The following is a 17,153-nucleotide window of genomic DNA, read 5'->3' on the forward strand; positions in this document are numbered from 1 at the left end:
CGCGCCATCGGTGTGGCTGGTGGTGTCGCTGGGACAAGAGGTGGCGCTCCGTGCGGGTGAGGGGAACCTCAAGGGACGCTGGGTCCCTTAAGGAGTCCTTCACGGACCTGCGGGCGCAACCGCCTCCACCGCACTTCGCTACCTGAACGTCAGGTCGCCTGACCCGGCATCGCGATCGCCACCGGCTTCGCGCCGAACTCCGCCCGCCAGGCCGTCCCTCGCCGCGCCGAGCCGATCAGCGCGTTCAACGCCGTCGTCCGCAAGGCCCCGTCGTCTGTCCGGTCGATCAAGCCGAGCCAGGCGGCCGTCGCGTCCGATTCCGCCGTCGCGACCAGTTCCATCGCCGTGTTCGCGTCGGTCACCGGCTTCGGTGGCACGTACGCGGCTTCCGGTCCCGTGGGCGTCTGGCCCGCGGCGGAAAGCATCCGTTCGCAGACGTATCGCCGTTTGACGTGCTCGGCCGTGCCTCGCCCCACGGCGCCGCTGAAGGCGGCCGGCAGGTAGGCGCTGACCAGGCCGTACACCCAGACCGCCGCGTGCTCGGCCGCGAGCGCCTGCTGCACGGCCTCCGCGGTCTCCTGGCCCAGCGTGGCACCGGCGGGCACCTCGACGGCACCCGCGTCGTCGCCGCGGCCGAGTTTGTCCGAACTCTGCTGCAGGGCCGCGCAGCCCGCCGCGATCGAGGCGACCATCCCGGCGCGGTAGCGGGGCAGCGACGGCACGAGGCCCTCGGCCTGCTTACGGGCCTGTGCGAGCCGTTCCTTGAGACCGTCGACGGACGACGGCGGGTTCTCCGCCGGTCCGGCCTGCGTCGGCTTGGGCCGGTTGAGCCGGTCCACCTCGGTCTTGAGCGCCGCCGCGTGCGCGGCCCGCGCGGAGGCGACCGACTCGGCTTCGGCGCCTGTCAACGCCTTCGCGCCCGTTGCGTCGGTCTCCGCCGCGCGCAGCAGCGGGCCCAGCGGGTCGGGGTTCTCGTCGTACCCGGGGCCGCAGGCGGCGGCCAGTGGCACGGCCAACGCGGCCAGCGCTCCCATTCGCAGGAAAGTACGACGGCTCGGCAGGGTGGGCTCGGTCGGTCTTCCGGTCACGCCGCCCCATCCTGCCAGTACCCCGTGCGGGGCCGCCGCTCGCGCGTCACGCGGGGGTCACCAGATAAGCTGGTCCACTACCGAACCCGGGATCCACGCCGCCGGGTCGCCCACAGCCGGACAGGAGCGCTTCACCGTGCCCAACGACCTCGCCAGCAGGCTGGAGCCCATCGTGGCCGAAGCCGTCAAGGCCGCGGGTTTCGACCTCGATTCCTTCGAGGTCCAGCAAGCAGGCCGCCGTCAGCTGGTCAAGGTCGTCGTCGACGGGGACGACGGCGTCGGGCTGGACGAGGTGGCGAGCGTCAGCCGCGCCGTCTCCGCCGTGCTCGACGAGAACGAGCACGTGATCGCCAGCGCGTACACGCTCGAAGTCACCTCACCGGGCCTCGACCGGCCGCTGACCGTGCAGAGGCACTGGCGGCGCGCGAAGTTCCGGCTCGTCAAGGTCACCCCGGCCGAGGGCGCCGCCTTCGTCGGCCGCGTGGGACACGCCGGCGAGAAGACCGCGCGCGTGCTCGTCGACGGCGAGATCCGGGACGTCGATTACGCCTCGGTGACCAAGGCGGTCATCGAGATCGAGTTCAAGCAACCACCTGCCGAGGACCTGAAACTGTTGGAAACCGATGCGTCGGCCCTGAACGCCGCCACCACCGAACCGAAGGAGGAGCCGAAGTGAACGTCGACATCGCCGCGCTGCGCGCGATCGAACGGGACAAGGACATCCCCTTCGAGACGGTGATCGAAGCGATCGAGACCGCGCTGCTCACCGCGTACAAGCACACCGAGGGCCACCAGTCGCACGCCCGGATCGACATCGATCACAAGAGCGGGCTGGTGCGCGTCCTCGCCCACACCCTCACCCCCGACGGCCAGACCGACGAGGAATGGGACGACACCCCCGAGGGCTTCGGGCGGATCGCCGCCACCACCGCGCGGCAGGTCATCCTGCAGCGCCTTCGCGACGCCGAGCACGAGAAGACCTTCGGCGAGTTCTCCGCCAAGGAGGGCGAGATCGTCGCCGGCGTGGTGCAGCGCGACGCGCGCGCGAACGCCCGCGGCATGGTCATCATCCAGGTCGGTGACATCGAAGGCGTGCTGCCCTCGGTCGAGCAGGTGGCAGGCGAGTCCTACGAACACGGCAGCCGGATCAAAGCCTTCGTCGTCACCGTCTCGCGCGGCAACCGCGGCCCGCAGATCACGCTGTCGCGTTCGCACCCGAACCTGGTGCGCAAGTTGTTCGCCCTCGAAGTCCCCGAAATCGCCGACGGCACGGTCGAGATCGCCGCCATCGCGCGTGAACCGGGACACCGGACCAAGATCGCGGTCCGCTCGACGGTGCCCGGCGTCAACGCCAAGGGCGCGTGCATCGGCCCGGTCGGCGCCCGCGTGCGCAACGTGATGAGCGAACTGGCGGGTGAGAAGATCGACATCATCGACTTCTCCGAAGACCCGGCGAAGTTCGTCGGGAATGCGCTGTCGCCCGCGAAGGTCGTCTCGGTTCGGGTTGTCGACGAGCGGGCCAAGACCGCTCGCGTCGTCGTCCCGGACTTCCAGCTTTCGCTCGCGATCGGCAAGGAGGGCCAGAACGCCCGCCTCGCCGCGCGCCTCACCGGTTGGCGGATCGACATCCGTAGCGACGCCGCCCCTGAGCAGGGTGAAGAAGCACACGCCGGGCAGGCGCGGCCCGCCGCGGCAACCGGTTCGGCTGAGTGAAGGTCGAAGCGCTAGACTTACGAGTGGTTCAGAGCCCGCGGCCGGGAACCGACCTCCAGCATGACCGGGAAACTCCGGTCCGCACCTGTGTGGGTTGCCGTCGGCGGGCCTTGATCGGTGAGTTGCTGCGAGTGGTCGCGGCGGATGGACGGCTGATCGTCGACGAACGTCGGCGGTTGCCGGGCCGGGGTGCCTGGTTGCACCCCGTGCCGGACTGTCTGGCCAAGGCCGAGCGGCGCAGGGCGTTTCCCCGAGCACTTCGTGTTCCGGGGTCGCTCGACGCCCAGGGTGTCCACGAACGCCTGGAGCGACTCGCTGAAGGCTAAAAGGCGCCGGGACATCCCCGGTGCCGGTTGGAATCAGGAAGCAGGTCGACCCGTCATGAGTCAGCCGTGAAGCTGAATCAATGAACGCGCGACAATAGGACGAGGTCTGCGGGTCTGCCGCCGGCCTCCCCAGATGAGGAGAGCTGTGCCAGGCAAGGCCCGAGTACATGAGCTCGCGAAAGAGCTCGGCATCACCAGCAAGGAAGTTCTCGCCAAGTTGAAGGAACAGGGCGAGTTCGTGAAGTCCGCGTCGTCCACCGTCGAGGCGCCGGTCGCCCGTCGTCTCCGTGACGCGTACCCGTCCAAGGACGGCAAGAGCAAGAAGCCGATTCCGAACCCCGGCCCGCGCCCTTCGCCCGCACCGCCCGCCAAGCCCGCTGCCCCGGCTCCGGCCGCGCAGCAGGCTCAGCCCGCGCCCGTGGCGAAGACCGAAGCCCCGGCCGCGTCCGCTCCGGCGGCTCCGGCGGCTCCGGCAGCGCCGGCTCCGGCCCAGCAGCCGTCCCGTCCCTCCACCCCGGGTGCCCGTCCGGGTCCGCGCCCCGGCCCCCGGCCGCCGGCGCCGAAGGAGGAGCAGGTCCAGGCTCCGGCGGCGAAGGCCGCTCCGGAAGCCGAAGCGAAGACTGAATCCCCAGCTGCACCGGCCACGTCGGCCGCGCCGACTACGCCGGCCACCCCGCCGGCGTCCTCGACGCCGTCGCAGGGTTCCGTCGTGCCGCCGAAGCCGCAGGGTCCCAAGCCCGGTGGCCCGAAGCCCGGCCCGCGTACCCCGCGCGTCGGCAACAACCCGTTCGGCGTGGGTTCCGGTTCCCCGGCCCAGCGTCCGTCCGGTCCGCGCCCCGGTGGCGGCCAGCAGGGCGGCGACAACCGTCCGCCGCGTCCCGGTGGCGGGCAGGGCGGCGACCGTCCGGCTCCGCGTCCCGGTGGCGGCGCTCCCGGTGGTAACCGGCCGAACCCTGGCAACATGCCCCCGCGCCCGAACCCCGGCATGATGCCGGGCCGCCCGGCCCGTCCGGCCGGCGGTCCCGGTGGCGCTCGTGGTGGTCCCGGTGGCCCCGGCGGCGGAGCCCGTGGTGGCCCCGGTGGCGGCGCTCGTGGCGGTCCCGGTGGCGGCGGCGGAGGTTTCCGCGGCGGTCCCGGTGGCGGTGGCGGCGGTGGCGGTTTCCGTCCCGGCGGTGGCGGCGGCGGCGGTTTCCGTCCCGGTGGCGGTGGCCCCGGTGGCGGCGGCGGTGCCCCGGCCGGTGGCGGCGGTTTCCGTGGCGGCGGCGGTCGTGGCGGTCCCGGTGGTCGCGGCGGTACCGCGGGTGCCTTCGGGCGTCCCGGTGGTCCCGCTCGCAAGGGCCGGAAGTCCAAGCGCCAGAAGCGCATGGAGTACATGGACAACATGCAGGCGCCCAGCGTCGGTGGCGTTCGCCTGCCCAAGGGCAGCGGCGAAACGATCCGCCTGCCGCGTGGCGCTTCGCTGACCGACTTCGCCGAGAAGATCGACGCCAACCCGGCTTCGCTGGTGCAGGTGCTCTTCCACCTCGGTGAGATGGTCACGGCGACGCAGTCCGTGTCGGACGACATCCTCGAGCTGCTCGGCGGCGAGATGAACTACGTCGTCCAGGTCGTCAGCCCGGAGGAAGAAGACCGCGAGCTGCTGGAGACCTTCGACATCACCTACGGCGAAGACGCGGGTGAGGAAGAGGACCTGCAGGTCCGTCCGCCGGTCGTGACCATCATGGGTCACGTCGACCACGGTAAGACCCGCCTGCTCGACACGATCCGCAAGACGAAGGTGCGCGAGGGCGAAGCCGGTGGCATCACCCAGCACATCGGCGCCTACCAGATCGAGACCGAGCTCGAGGGCAACCCGCGCCTCGTGACGTTCATCGACACCCCGGGTCACGAAGCGTTCACCGCCATGCGTGCTCGTGGTGCGAACGCCACGGACATCGCGGTCATCGTGGTCGCGGCCGACGACGGCGTCATGCCGCAGACGGTCGAGGCGATCAACCACGCGCAGGCCGCCAAGGCCCCGATCGTGGTCGCGATCAACAAGATCGACAAGGAGGGCGCGAACCCGGACAAGATCCGGCAGCAGCTCACCGAGTACAACCTCGTGGCCGAGGAGTACGGCGGCGACACGATGTTCGTCGAGATCTCGGCGCGGGAGAACATCAACATCGATGGTCTCCTCGAGGCGATCCTGTTGACCGCGGATGCCGCACTCGACCTGCGGGCCAACCCGAACATGGAGGCCCAGGGTGTCGCGATCGAGGCGCATCTGGACCGCGGTCGCGGTCCGGTCGCCACGGTGCTGGTCCAGCGCGGAACGCTGCGCGTCGGTGACTCCGTCGTCGCCGGTGACGCGTACGGCCGCGTGCGGAAGATGGTCGACGAGCACAACGTCAACGTCATCGAAGCGACCCCGTCGCGTCCGGTCCAGGTCATCGGGTTCACCTCGGTGCCCGGCGCCGGTGACACGTTCCTCGTCGTCGACGAGGACAGGGTCGCCCGGCAGATCGCCGAGCGGCGTTCGGCCCGTACCCGCAACGCGCTCAACGCGTCGCGTCGTAAGCGGGTCAGCCTGGAAGACCTCGATGAGGCCTTGAAGGAGACGAGCACCCTCAACCTGATCATCAAGGGTGACAACTCCGGTACGGTCGAGGCCCTCGAAGCCTCGCTGATGCAGCTGGATGTCGGCGAAGAAGAGGTCGAGCTCAACGTGGTCCACCGCGGTGTCGGTGGCGTCACGGAGTCCGACATCGACCTGGCGACCGCGTCCAACGCGATCGTCCTGGGCTTCAACGTGCGGGCACAGGGCAAGGCGACCGAGCGGGCCACCCGCGAGGGCGTCGACGTCCGGTACTACACGGTCATCTACCAGGCGATCGACGAGATCGAAGCCGCGCTCAAGGGCATGCTCAAGCCGATCTTCGAAGAGGTCGAGCTGGGCAAGGCCGAGATCCGCGGGATCTTCAAGTCGTCGAAGGTCGGTACGATCGCCGGTTGCATGGTCATCTCGGGCGAGATCCGGCGTAACGCCAAGGGTCGTCTCCTCCGTGACGGCAACGTCATCATCGAGAACCTGCCGATCAACTCGCTGAAGCGCGAGAAGGACGACGTCACCGAGGTCCGCGAGGGCTTCGAGTGTGGTCTCACCTTGGGTAACTACAGCGATTTGAAGCTCGGCGACGTCATCGAGACGTACGAGCAGCGCGAAAAGCCGCGTGCGTAAGTGACACGGCGGCGCTCCCCCGCATCTGGGCGGGGGAGCGCCGCTTCACTTCTACCCAACCCAGAACCCCCATGTTCGTAGGAGCTCTTGAGCTCGACATCCTGCTGGGCGACGTCCACTCGCTCAAGCAGAAGCGATCCGTGATCAAGCCGGTGCTGGCCGAGGTACGCAGGCGTTTCGACGTCTCCGTCGCCGAGGCGGGTCAGCAAGACCTGCACCGGCGGGCGCTGATCGGTGTGGCCGTGGTCGCGGCGACTGGCGAGCACGTCCGAGACGTGCTCGACTCGTGTGAGCGCTTCGTGGCCGGAAGGCCGGAGTTGGAACTGCTCTCCGCCCACCGACGGCTGCTCGGCCCGGACGACTGACGGAAAGACTTTTCGAGGAGACGAATCCCCATGGCCGACCCCGCTCGGGCTCGCAAGCTCGCCAAGCGGATCTCACAGATCGTCGCGCACGCGATCGAGCACGACATCAAGGATCCGCGGCTCAACCACGTGACGATCACCGACACGAAGATCACGGCGGATCTACACGACGCCACGGTCTATTACACGGTGCTCGGCGAGACCCTGGAGTCCACGCCCGATCACACCGGTGCCGCGGCGGCGCTGGAATCCGCTCGTGGCGTTCTGCGCACGAAGGTCGGGCAGGGCACGGGAGTCCGCTATACGCCGACATTGGCGTTCGTGGCCGACAGCATTCCCGAGGACGCCAAGCGCATCGAGGACCTCCTCGCGAAGGCCAGGGAAGCCGACGCGGAGGTCGCCCGCCGGGCGACCGGCGCACAGCACGCCGGTGAACCCGACCCGTACAAGCCGCCGCGGGAAGAGGCCGAAGACGATGAGTTCGCCGATGAGGAGACCCGAGGCTGAGGGAGTGGGCCACGCCGTGAGTCGGCGTGGCCTGTTGCTGGGGGCCACCGCGCTGACGCTCCTCGCGGGGTGCGGCACGGAGAAGCCACCGCTGGTGGGACCGCCGCCGGTGTCCCCGCCGAACAGCCCGACGCCGCTGACCGAAGCGGTCACGGTGCAGAAGATGCGGTCCTCGGCCCGGAATCGGGAAGTCAACCTCGTCATCATCGCGCCCGATCGCGTGTCGCGAGTCGGGATGCCGGTCTGCGTCGCCCTGCACGGCCGCGGCGCGGACGCCAGGACGTTCCTGAACCTCGGCGTACAGGACGCGCTGAACCAGATGGTCGCGGCCGGGCTGCCCGGGTTCGCGGTGGCCGCCGTCGACGGTGACAACTACTGGGTGGACGTCGGCAAGGGTGACGATCCCCAGCGGATGCTGTCCGGAGAACTCCCCGGCTGGCTCGCCCAGCGCCAGTTGCGGCCGCCGTCGGCGATGTTCGGGATCTCGATGGGTGGTTTCGGCGCATTGCGCTACGCCCGCGAGCACAAGGACCTCAAAGCCGTCGCCGTCGCGAGCGCCGCGCTGTTCGTAAGCTGGCCCGATGCCAAGTCCCGCAAGGTTTTCGCCGACCGGGAGCAATGGGAATCGCACGAGCCGCTGCTGCACACAGGCGACCTCTCGGCGTCGTCGACCGGGGTGTGGTGCGGGAGCTCGGATCCCTTCGCCCGCGCCGACCGCAAACTCATCAAGGCCCTCGACCCCGCCGTCGCGAAGATGTCCCCCGGCGAGCACAACGACGACTACTGGCGCGGCATCATGCCCGAGGTCCTGAAGTTCGTGGGGAAACGCATCGCCTGACCGAGGCCATCCCGGCGGAATCCATCGCAAGTAGTCCTCTAGTTGCGATGGTTGGCGATGCGAACTACCGCAACTAGAGGACTACTTGCGGTGACAGGAGGAGCTCAGGCGGGTTTGGCCGCGACGATCAGGTCCCGCACGATCGCCTGGTCGACCCGGTGTGAGAACTCCGAAAACGGGCCGTCCTCCCGGATCTCCAGTCCCGCCTTGTCCAGGATCGCGGCGAGTTCTTCGCGCGGCGCGACGTTGGTGTTCCAGGAGATGCCGAGCGCGCCACCGGGCCGCAGCACCCGCGTCCACACCGGGACCGCGGCCGCGAGCAGGTCTCGCGGGCTGCGCGCGAGCGACGCGTCCTGGGTGCGGTGGCTGCCGTGCTGCACGCCGTACGGGGCGTCGGTGACGATGAGGTCGACCGAGTTCGGCCGCAGCAGTTCGTCCGTGGTGAGCGTGTCGCAGTTGAGATAGCTCAGCCTGCGGACCTCGCCCGCCTTGTACCGCTCCTTGGTGATCCCGAACCCGATGTCGAGCCGCCTGCCGAGCCGGACCTTGTTACGCCGCACCTGGCCGGATTCGGCGGTGTGCTTGATCCTTTTCTGCTTCAGCCAGGTCTTGACGAACAGTTCGTAGGAGTCGAAGTCCTTACCGTCGACGTCGAGGCCGGTCGCGTCGAAGCCGTACATCATCGCCTGGTTCAGCGTGGTGCCGCGGCCGCACAGCGGATCCAGCAGGTGCAGCGGCTTCTCCAGCATCGCGGCCGGGTCCGCCGTCGCCAGCAGGGTGACGTTGACGAGGAGTTTGGTGAACAGTTCGTTCGTCTTGCCCGGGTACTTCTGGATGGTCAGCAGATCCGAGTCGAAGTTCGCCAGCGGACTGATCGTGACCGGTTTCAGGACACCGTCGCCGAGTTCGAACAGCGCGTACAGCGCGGAAAGGTTCGACAGCAGCGCGAGATCGCGTTCGCTCAGCGGTGCGGGCGTGGTGAAGGTGAGGTAGCCGACGCCGCCGAGTGTCGTCTCCCCGATCTGGGAGATCTCGGTCTCCAAAGCGGACAGGCCGAACACCGCCAGCTCCGCGCGCAGCAGGGCCGGGGTGGAATCGGTGTACACCCGGTTGGCGGACGGGTAGACCAGGATCGCGTACTCGGACATCCCGCAGAGCGTAGCTTGACTGATTGTGACGACCACTTTGGCGCAGGACCTCAAGGACGCCGCCGCCCTGCTGGCACGCGCGAACGACGTGACACTGCTCGGCCACGTGCGCCCGGACGCCGACGCGCTGGGCAGCGCGCTGGCGCTGGGAAGGGCCCTTCAGCTGAGGGGAGGCGTCAAGGTCCGCGTCTCGGTCGGCGAGCCCGAGGAGATGCCCGAAACCCTGCGAGGCCTGGACGTCGGCGGGCTCTACGTCCCCGCGAGCGAGCTTCCGGAGAGTGAACGGCTGCTGGTCGCGCTCGACACACCCACTCCGGGCAGGCTCGGGAAACTCGCGCCGCGCGTGGACGCCGTGCGCGAGGCCGGTGGCGACGTCCTGGTGATCGACCACCACGCGTCCAACGTCTTCTACGGCACCAAGCACGTCGTCGACGACACCGCCGAGGCGACCGCGGTGCTCGTTTTCGCGTTGCTGCGGGAACTCGGCTCCGAGATCGACGAGCCGATCGCACGATGCCTGTACGCGGGACTGGTCACCGACACGAGCGGGTTCCGCCGGGCCCGGCCGTCCACCCACCTGATGGCCGCGAAGCTGCTCGAAGCCGGTGTCGACCCGGACAAGGTGGTCCGCGAGATCGTCGACGATCACCCGTTCGCGTGGCTGCCGATGCTCTCGGACGTTCTCGCGGGAGCCCGGCTCGAACCGGACGAGGCGCGTGGCTTCGGCCTCGCGTACGCGGTCGTGACGCTCGACGCCGCGCGGACCGTGCGCGGGGAAGAGGTCGAAGCGGTCATCGACGTCGTCCGGTCCACTCGGGAGGCCGGGGTCGCCGTGGTGCTCAAGGAAGCCGAACCGATCGGGCCGCGGCAGCGGTGGACGGTCTCGCTTCGCTCGGCGGGCGGTGTCGACGTCTCGGCCGCGGCCGGGGAACTGGGCGGCGGCGGACATCGCCAGGCGGCCGGATGCACCGCGGAGGGCACGGCGGACGAGGTACTCGGCGAGCTGAGGGCGGCGCTGTCGCGGGCACCGCTGCTGTAATCCGGGCGGTGTCATCGGAATTTCATCCGTCGTCCCTACCGTGATCCTCACGATGAACACCCACGCCTCCCTCCACCGCCGGATCCTGGTCACGCTGGGCGTGATCGTGCTGTTCCGGCTGGGCCAGTGCCTGCCCGCTCCCTACGTGACCGTCCGCGCGCCGGAAGACGACCACCCGCTGCGCTGGATCCTCGACCTCCTCACCGGTGGCGGCCTGTCCACCCTGCCGGTGTTCGCGTTCGGCGTCCTACCCTGCCTGGCCGCCCCGCCACTCCTGCGAGCCCTGATCGTCGTGATCCCGCGGCTGGCCGCGCTCCGGGCCGAAGGTGAAGCCGGCGCCCGCGTGCTGACGCGGTACCGGCGACGGCTCACCGTCGTACTCGGTCTCGTGGGCGCCATCGGTGTGCTCGGGCTCCGTGGTCAGGATGTCCTCGACGGACACGGAGCCGTCGCCGTGGCGTGCCTGACGGCGGGCAGTGCGCTGGTCCTGCGGCTGACCGAGGTGATCACCGACCGGGGATTCGGTGACGGTGTCCGGATCCTGTTGCTCGCACAGGTTCTGGCGGTGCTGCCGTCGGCGTTCCTGCGCCTGTACGAAAGGGTGGGCTGGACCGCCATCGCGGTCATGGCCGTGGTGACGCTGTCGATCACGGTGATCACGATCGTCGTCGCGCAGGGACAGCGTCGCGTCCCGGTGCAGTACGCCAAGCGGATGATCGGCGTGCGCGCCTATGGCGGGACCCCGACCTACATTCCTCTTCGGTTCCGCCAAGCCAACAGCCCGGCCGTCCTCGCCGCGGTGCTGCTGTCCGTGCCGGTGTTCTGGCCCGACGTGAGCTGGTCGGGGTGGCTGCGCGACGAGGGGGACCCCGGGCGGATCGCGGTCTACTTCGTCCTCGTCTGCCTCTTCGCTTTCATCAGAGCCGCCGCGACGCAGGACTTGGTCAAGGTGGTTCGCGAACTGGTGCGGGTGGGTGGCTTCGTCCCCGGGATCCGGCCGGGAAACCCGACCGCCGAATACCTCGGCTACGTGAACCACCGGATCCTCGCCTTCGGGGCGGTCTGTTCCGGAGTGGTCGCGCTGATCCCGGCCCTCGGCCTGGCTTTGCTGGACGCGAGCCCGAGAGTTCCCGTCGCCGGGGTGACCCTGCAGGTGGTCCTCGTCTTCCTCGTCAGTGTCACGCTCGACACGACGAGGCAGATCGAGGCACTGCGCCAGGAGCGACGCTATGAACCGTTCCTCCGCTGAGCGGCGGCTGGGACTGTCGTACCGGACCTTTAGTCTGCCGTGGTGCCTGAAGCTTCTGAAACCGACGAGCGCATCCCGCCGAAACGTGTGTTCGGGCTCGCCCTGCCCGCGCTCGGCGTGCTCGCGGCCGAGCCGCTGTACGTCCTGGTGGACACGGCCGTCGTCGGGCATCTCGGCGCGTTGCCGCTGGCCGGGCTCGCCGTCGGCGGTGTCGTGTTGTCGCAGGTTTCGAGCCAGCTGACGTTCCTTTCCTACGGCACCACGGCGCGGACGGCGCGGCTGCACGGCGCCGGACGTCGTGGTGAGGCGGTCCGCGAAGGCGTCCAGGCGACCTGGCTGGCGGTGATCGTCGGGCTGGTCGTGATCGTCGCCGGGCAACTGCTGGCCGCGCCCATCGCCCGGGTCCTCTCCGGGGACGCCGCGATCACCGAAGCCGCCGTCTCCTGGCTGCGGATCGCGCTGTTCGGGACGCCGTTCATCCTGATCACGATGGCGGGCAACGGCTGGATGCGCGGCGTGCAGGATTCCGCGAAACCGTTGCGCTATGTCTTGGCGGGCAACGGGATCTCCGCCGTGCTGTGCCCGGTGCTGGTGTACGGCGCGGACTGGGGGCTGGAAGGTTCGGCGATCGCGAACGTCGTCGCGCAGGTGATCTCGGCGTCGCTGTTCATCGTGGCCCTGATGCGGGAGCGGGTCCCGCTGCGCCCGGAGCCGAAGGTGATGCGCGCCCAGCTCGGCCTCGGCCGGGACCTGGTCCTGCGCAGTCTCGCCTTCCAGGCGTGCTTCGTCTCCGCCGCCGCGGTCGCCGCGCGGACATCCACCGAGGCGGTCGGCGCGCACCAGGTCGTGCTGCAGTTGTGGACGTTCCTCGCCCTCGTGCTGGACTCGCTCGCGATCGCCGCGCAGTCGCTCGTGGGGGCCGCTCTCGGCGCCGGCGCGAGCAAACGGGCGCGGGAGGTGTCGCGCCAGATCACCGGCTACGGCCTGGTGTTCGGCTGCTTCCTCGGGGTCGTGTTCGCGTCGCTGGCGGGGGTGCTGCCGCAAGTGTTCACGTCGGACGGAGGCGTGCTCGGCGAGATCCCGCACGCGTGGTGGTTCTTCGTCGCGTTGCAACCGATCGCCGGGGTGGTGTTCGCGCTGGACGGCGTCCTGCTCGGCGCGGGCGACGCCGCGTTCCTGCGCAACGCGACGCTCCTGAGCGCGGCCCTGGGGTTCCTGCCGCTGGTCTGGTTGTCGCTCGCGTTCGGCTGGGGGCTGGCCGGGATCTGGACCGGGCTCTCGCTGTTCATGGTGCTGCGGCTGGCTACCTTGCTGGTGCGGTGGCGGTCGGGGCGGTGGGCCGTGGTGGGCGCCGTCCGCGTGGTCTGACCCCCGCCGCGTTTAGTCCTCTAGTTGCGGTAGTTGCACGCGCAAGTACCGCAACTAGAGGACTAAACGCGGTGATGGGGGGAGCAGGCGTGTGGCGAAAAGCACCTGGGTAGCGGGTAGGTTTCGCCATTGCTTAGGAGCTACAACTATACGAGGCGGCAGCGCGGGCGTCTTCTTGCCCGGAACCGTTCTCAAGGAGGAAACACTGTGACAGGCCGAGCCACCCGCCGGTCCTGGTTCATCTGGTTCGCCGCCGTCACCGTCTACCTCCTCGCCGTCTTCCACCGCACGTCGTTCGGCGTCGCCGGGCTTCAGGCCGCCGACCGCTTCGGCGTCGGAGCGGCCGCGCTCGGCACGTTCACCGTCCTGCAGGTCGGCGTCTACGCCGCGATGCAGATCCCCACCGGCGTCCTCGTCGACCGCTACGGCCCGCGCCGCGTGCTCACCTGCGCCGTGTTCTTCCTCGGTCTCGGGCAGATCCTGCTCGCGGTCGCCGATTCGTACCCGCTCGGCCTGGTCGCCCGCGCCGTCGTCGGCTTCGGCGACGCGCTGACGTTCGTGAGCATCATGCGGCTGATCGCCGCGCATTTCCCCGGCCGTCAGTACGCCCTGCTCGCCGCGCTGACCGGGGCCATCGGTTACGTCGGCAACCTCGCCGCGACCGTCCCGCTCGGCCTGTTGCTCGACGGTCCCGGCTGGACCCCGACGTTCCTCGCCGTCGGCCTGGTGACGGCGCTGTACGCCGCAGTTGTCGCCCTTCGCGTCAAGGACACCCCGCCCGGCGAACCGGAGCCCGTGCGCGAAAGGGTTCACCCCAGGGTGCTGGGCCGCCAGGTCGCCGAGGCGTGGCGCACCCCCGGGACCAGGCTGGGGTTCTGGGTCCACTTCAGCACGATGTTCGCGCCCAACGTGCTGACCATGCTGTGGGGTGTCCCGTTCCTGGTGCGGGGACAGGGCTATCCGAAGTCCACCGCGAGTTCGCTGCTGATCGTGTTCGTGGTCGGCTCGATGATCGGCGGCCCGTTCGTCGGCGGCCTGATCGGACGGCGCCCGTCACTGCGGATGCCGCTGGTCGGCGGGTACATCGGTGTCGCCGCGGTGATCTGGGCGGTCCTGCTCGGCTGGGGCGGGACTACCCCGGTCGCGGTACTGGTCCCCGCGTTCGCCTTCCTCTCCCTCGGCGGCCCCGCGTCGATGATCGGCTTCGCGCTGGCGCGGGACTACAACCCGCTCTCGCGCGTCGGCACCGCGACCGGTGTCGTGAACGTCGGCGGGTTCGTGGCCACGACGATCTCGGCGCTGGCGGTCGGAGTGCTGCTGGAGTGGACCGGCGGCGCGTTCCGCCAGGCGCTGCTGTCGGTCATCGCGGTGCTCGCGCTGGGCACCTTCCGGATGCTCGTGTGGTGGCGGCGCACCCGCGCCGTGCTGTTCGAGGCCGAGGCGCGCGGCGAGGAGATTCCGGTGCAAATCCGGCGACGGCGCTGGGACGCCGAAGCGCCATTGCCCGTCTCGTCCTGACGCCCCGCGCGGCTGAAGGGCGCTTTCCCCGCATGACATGAGGGGAAAGCGCCCTTCACCGCGTGAGACGCGGGGAAAGTCCCCTTCAGCTCCGCGCGGGACCGAAAGATAGGGTTCGGCGCGTGTCGCGCCCCAATCAAGCCCCAGCCACCAAACGTCCCGCTCCGCCGCCAGGTCTCGTCATCGTCGACAAGCCGTCCGGGATGACCTCCCACGACGTCGTCGCCAGGGCCCGGCGCTTCATGGGCACCCGCAAGGTCGGGCACGCCGGAACACTGGACCCGATGGCCACCGGCGTCCTGGTGCTCGGCATCGAACGCGCGACGAAACTCCTCGGCCATCTGGCGCTGGACCGCAAGACCTATCTCGCGACCCTCTCCTTGGGACTGTCCACGACGACCGACGACGCCGAGGGCGAGCCGATCGCCGAAGCCGACCCGGAAGCCGTCGAGAAGATCGCCGACGACGCGATCGCCGCCGGGATCGCCGCGCTGAGCGGAGACATCCAGCAGGTGCCCAGCGCGGTCAGCGCGGTCAAGATCGACGGGAAGCGCGCGTACGCCCGTGTCCGCGCCGGCGAAGAGGTCGTGATCCCGCCGCGTCCGGTCACCGTGCACCGCTTCGATCTGCTCGCCACCCGTCGCGAGGCGGGCCGGATCGAACTCGACGCCGTCGTCGAGTGTTCGTCCGGGACCTACGTCCGGGCGCTGGCCCGCGATCTCGGTGCTGGGCTGGGCGTCGGCGGGCATCTGCTCGCGTTGCGGCGCACCACGGTCGGGCCGTTCACGCTCGCCAAGGCCCGCACTCTCGACCAGCTCGAGGACAAGCCGGAACTGTCGCTGGACCTCGACGCCGCCGTCGCCGCCGCGTTCCCGCGCCGCGATCTGGACGCCCGCGCGGCACAGGCGGTCCGATATGGACAGCGGGTGCCCTCGGCCGGGATCGAGGGCACGTACGGGATGTTCGGACCGGACGGCCGGGTGCTCGCGCTCGCCGCCGACGAAGGGGAACTGGCCCGCTCGGTGGCCGTGTTGCTGCCCGCCTAGACCGTGTCCTGTCAGGCCGGTCGACGGGCTTCGTGATCCAGGGTGCCAAAGCCCGCCTGGGTGCGAAGCCCGCGAGCGAGCCTTGCAGGACACGGCCTAGGGTGGTGCACGGAGCAGGCTTGGCGGAGACGGGGCACAAGTGCAGCGTTGGCGTGGTTTGGGTGACCTTCCCGGGAGCTGGGGACGGTGCGTGGTGACGATCGGCGTCTTCGACGGCGTGCACCGCGGGCATCAGGAGCTGATCTCGAGGACGGTCCGCGCCGCCGCCGAACGCGGTGTGCCGAGTGTGGTGCTGACCTTCGACCCGCATCCGTCGGAGGTGATCCGGCCGGGCAGCCATCCCACGCAGCTGACCACGTTGCGCCGCAAGGCGGAACTGGTCGAGGGCCTTGGCGTGGACGTCTTCTGCGTGCTGCCGTTCACGCTGGAACTGTCGCGGCTGACGGCGCACGAGTTCGTGCACGAGGTCCTGGTGGACAAGCTGCACGCGGCCGTGGTGATCGTGGGGGAGAACTTCACCTTCGGCGCCAAGGCCGCCGGTGACGTCAACCTCCTGCGCACGCTGGGGAAGCGGTTCGGTTTCGTGGCGCACGGCGCGGAACTGCAAGGGCTGCTCGCGCGGCAACAGTCGGAGAACGAGATCACCTTCTCCTCGACCTACGTCCGCTCGTGCATCGACGCCGGGGACGTCGTCGCGGCGTCCGAGGCGCTCGGCAGGCCGCACCGGCTGGAAGGCATCGTCGTGCGGGGAGACGGCCGGGGGCACGATCTCGGCTACCCGACGGCGAACCTGTCGACGCCGCGCTTCGCGGCGGTGCCCGCAGACGGCGTCTACGGCGCTTGGTTCACCCGGTCGTCGGATCCTGGCCGCCGGTTGCGCGCCGCCGTCTCGGTCGGGACCAACCCGACGTTTTCGGGGCGGGAACGCACCGTCGAGGCCTTCGTCCTCGACATCGACGAGGACTTCTACGGGCAGCACGTCTCACTCGATTTCGTGGCCAAGCTGCGGGATCAGGTCCGGTTCCCGACGTCGGAAGGTCTGGTGAAGCAGATCGACGAGGATGTCGCCCGTACCAGGGACCTGCTGGGCGAGCAGGGCTGAGGAGACCCGGCCACGGCCGGACGACAATCGACAAACACGCCCGTCAGGGCGTGTCGCGGTGGCAAGATGTCACGGACCGCATAGGCGTTCGATGGGGTTAGGGGAGCGGACCAGGTGGAGGACCACAAAATCGTCCAGCGGAACATCGCGCTGCAGAGGGAGTGGTACGGGGAGCCGCTCGGCGATCGCGTGCGGAGACTGGTCGTCGCGTTCGACATCTCCCAAGCCTTCCTCGCCGAGGTCCTCGGTATCAGCGCGCCGATGCTCAGCCAGGTGATGAGCGGGCGCCGCGCGAAGATCGGCAACCCGGTCGTACTCGCCAAGATGATCATGCTGGAGCGCAAGGTGCTGGTCCCGGCGGTCGCCGCGGGGGACCGCAAGGCCATGCAGGAGGCGCTCGAGGACGTCCGCGATTCGCGGCCGACGGTGGGCAGGGACAACATCCCGGTCGGTGCCGTCGCCGACGATCAGGGTGTACTCGCGGCACTGCGGGACATCGGCGAGGACGAAGACCTCACCGAAGCCGCGAAGCTGCTCGACGACGACTTCCCGTCCCTCGCGGACCTGTTGCGCCGGGCCGCGAGGAACGGTCCCTGACGGAACTCGCGAGTCACGGGTAGATACCC

16 protein-coding genes are annotated in these 17,153 nt (G+C 69.8%); 14 read left to right on the top strand and 2 right to left on the bottom strand.

What is annotated here, in order from left to right; all coding sequences use genetic code 11:
- Nucleotides 1-149: 149 nt before the first annotated feature.
- Nucleotides 150-1,088, bottom strand: coding sequence for a ferritin-like domain-containing protein (locus tag ACM6LU_RS09130; RefSeq protein WP_414937193.1), 939 nt, complete (start codon nt 1,086-1,088; stop codon nt 150-152).
- Between the two features lie 136 nt (nt 1,089-1,224).
- Here ACM6LU_RS09130 and rimP point away from each other — a divergent pair, with 136 nt between their 5' ends.
- From rimP to ACM6LU_RS09165, 7 genes are all read left to right on the top strand, one after another.
- Nucleotides 1,225-1,764, top strand: coding sequence for a ribosome maturation factor RimP (gene rimP, locus ACM6LU_RS09135; protein WP_414937194.1), 540 nt, complete (start codon nt 1,225-1,227; stop codon nt 1,762-1,764).
- A complete protein-coding gene (gene nusA / locus ACM6LU_RS09140) occupies nt 1,761-2,801 on the top strand; it encodes a transcription termination factor NusA (protein ID WP_414937195.1) in 1,041 nt (346 codons plus the stop codon). Before rimP ends, nusA begins: the two co-directional genes overlap by 4 nt.
- A gap of 131 nt (nt 2,802-2,932) precedes the next feature.
- On the top strand, nt 2,933-3,127 hold the full coding sequence (locus ACM6LU_RS09145; protein WP_414937933.1) for a YlxR family protein: 195 nt from the start codon (nt 2,933-2,935) through the stop codon (nt 3,125-3,127).
- 145 nt (nt 3,128-3,272) lie between these two features.
- Nucleotides 3,273-6,347 carry a translation initiation factor IF-2 gene (gene infB / locus ACM6LU_RS09150; protein WP_414937196.1) on the top strand — a complete coding sequence of 1,025 codons (3,075 nt, stop codon included), beginning with the start codon at nt 3,273-3,275 and terminating at the stop codon, nt 6,345-6,347.
- 71 nt (nt 6,348-6,418) lie between these two features.
- On the top strand, nt 6,419-6,712 hold the full coding sequence (locus tag ACM6LU_RS09155) for a DUF503 domain-containing protein (protein ID WP_414937197.1): 294 nt from the start codon (nt 6,419-6,421) through the stop codon (nt 6,710-6,712).
- A 30-nt stretch (nt 6,713-6,742) separates the two neighbouring features.
- A complete protein-coding gene (rbfA, locus tag ACM6LU_RS09160) occupies nt 6,743-7,219 on the top strand; it encodes a 30S ribosome-binding factor RbfA (RefSeq protein ID WP_414937198.1) in 477 nt (158 codons plus the stop codon).
- Nucleotides 7,200-8,057 carry an alpha/beta hydrolase gene (locus ACM6LU_RS09165; RefSeq protein ID WP_414937199.1) on the top strand — a complete coding sequence of 286 codons (858 nt, stop codon included), beginning with the start codon at nt 7,200-7,202 and terminating at the stop codon, nt 8,055-8,057. Before rbfA ends, ACM6LU_RS09165 begins: the two co-directional genes overlap by 20 nt.
- A gap of 104 nt (nt 8,058-8,161) precedes the next feature.
- Here ACM6LU_RS09165 and ACM6LU_RS09170 read toward each other — a convergent pair whose 3' ends face one another.
- A complete protein-coding gene (locus ACM6LU_RS09170) occupies nt 8,162-9,205 on the bottom strand; it encodes a TRM11 family SAM-dependent methyltransferase (RefSeq protein WP_414937200.1) in 1,044 nt (347 codons plus the stop codon).
- Between the two features lie 25 nt (nt 9,206-9,230).
- Between ACM6LU_RS09170 and ACM6LU_RS09175 the strand changes: the two genes are divergently transcribed.
- The 7 genes from ACM6LU_RS09175 to ACM6LU_RS09205 all read left to right on the top strand — a co-directional run bounded on the left by ACM6LU_RS09175 (nt 9,231) and on the right by ACM6LU_RS09205 (nt 17,124).
- Entirely contained in the window at nt 9,231-10,244 is a 1,014-nt protein-coding gene (locus tag ACM6LU_RS09175; RefSeq protein ID WP_414937201.1) for a DHH family phosphoesterase, read from the top strand.
- A gap of 52 nt (nt 10,245-10,296) precedes the next feature.
- Nucleotides 10,297-11,493, top strand: coding sequence for a preprotein translocase subunit SecY (locus ACM6LU_RS09180; RefSeq protein ID WP_414937202.1), 1,197 nt, complete (start codon nt 10,297-10,299; stop codon nt 11,491-11,493).
- Between the two features lie 42 nt (nt 11,494-11,535).
- Nucleotides 11,536-12,861 (top strand): MATE family efflux transporter, encoded by a 1,326-nt coding sequence (locus ACM6LU_RS09185; protein WP_414937203.1) that lies wholly within the window; start codon nt 11,536-11,538, stop codon nt 12,859-12,861.
- A gap of 207 nt (nt 12,862-13,068) precedes the next feature.
- Entirely contained in the window at nt 13,069-14,379 is a 1,311-nt protein-coding gene (locus ACM6LU_RS09190) for an MFS transporter (RefSeq protein WP_414937204.1), read from the top strand.
- Nucleotides 14,380-14,501: 122 nt separating this feature from the next.
- Nucleotides 14,502-15,425 carry a tRNA pseudouridine(55) synthase TruB gene (gene truB, locus ACM6LU_RS09195; RefSeq protein WP_414937205.1) on the top strand — a complete coding sequence of 308 codons (924 nt, stop codon included), beginning with the start codon at nt 14,502-14,504 and terminating at the stop codon, nt 15,423-15,425.
- A gap of 139 nt (nt 15,426-15,564) precedes the next feature.
- Nucleotides 15,565-16,527, top strand: coding sequence for a bifunctional riboflavin kinase/FAD synthetase (locus ACM6LU_RS09200; protein ID WP_414937206.1), 963 nt, complete (start codon nt 15,565-15,567; stop codon nt 16,525-16,527).
- A gap of 114 nt (nt 16,528-16,641) precedes the next feature.
- Complete coding sequence (locus ACM6LU_RS09205) at nt 16,642-17,124, top strand: XRE family transcriptional regulator (protein ID WP_414937207.1); 483 nt, start codon at nt 16,642-16,644, stop codon at nt 17,122-17,124.
- Nucleotides 17,125-17,153 lie beyond the last annotated feature (29 nt).

The organism is Amycolatopsis sp. cmx-11-51, from assembly GCF_047608665.1.
In the GTDB taxonomy this organism is placed as follows: domain Bacteria; phylum Actinomycetota; class Actinomycetes; order Mycobacteriales; family Pseudonocardiaceae; genus Amycolatopsis.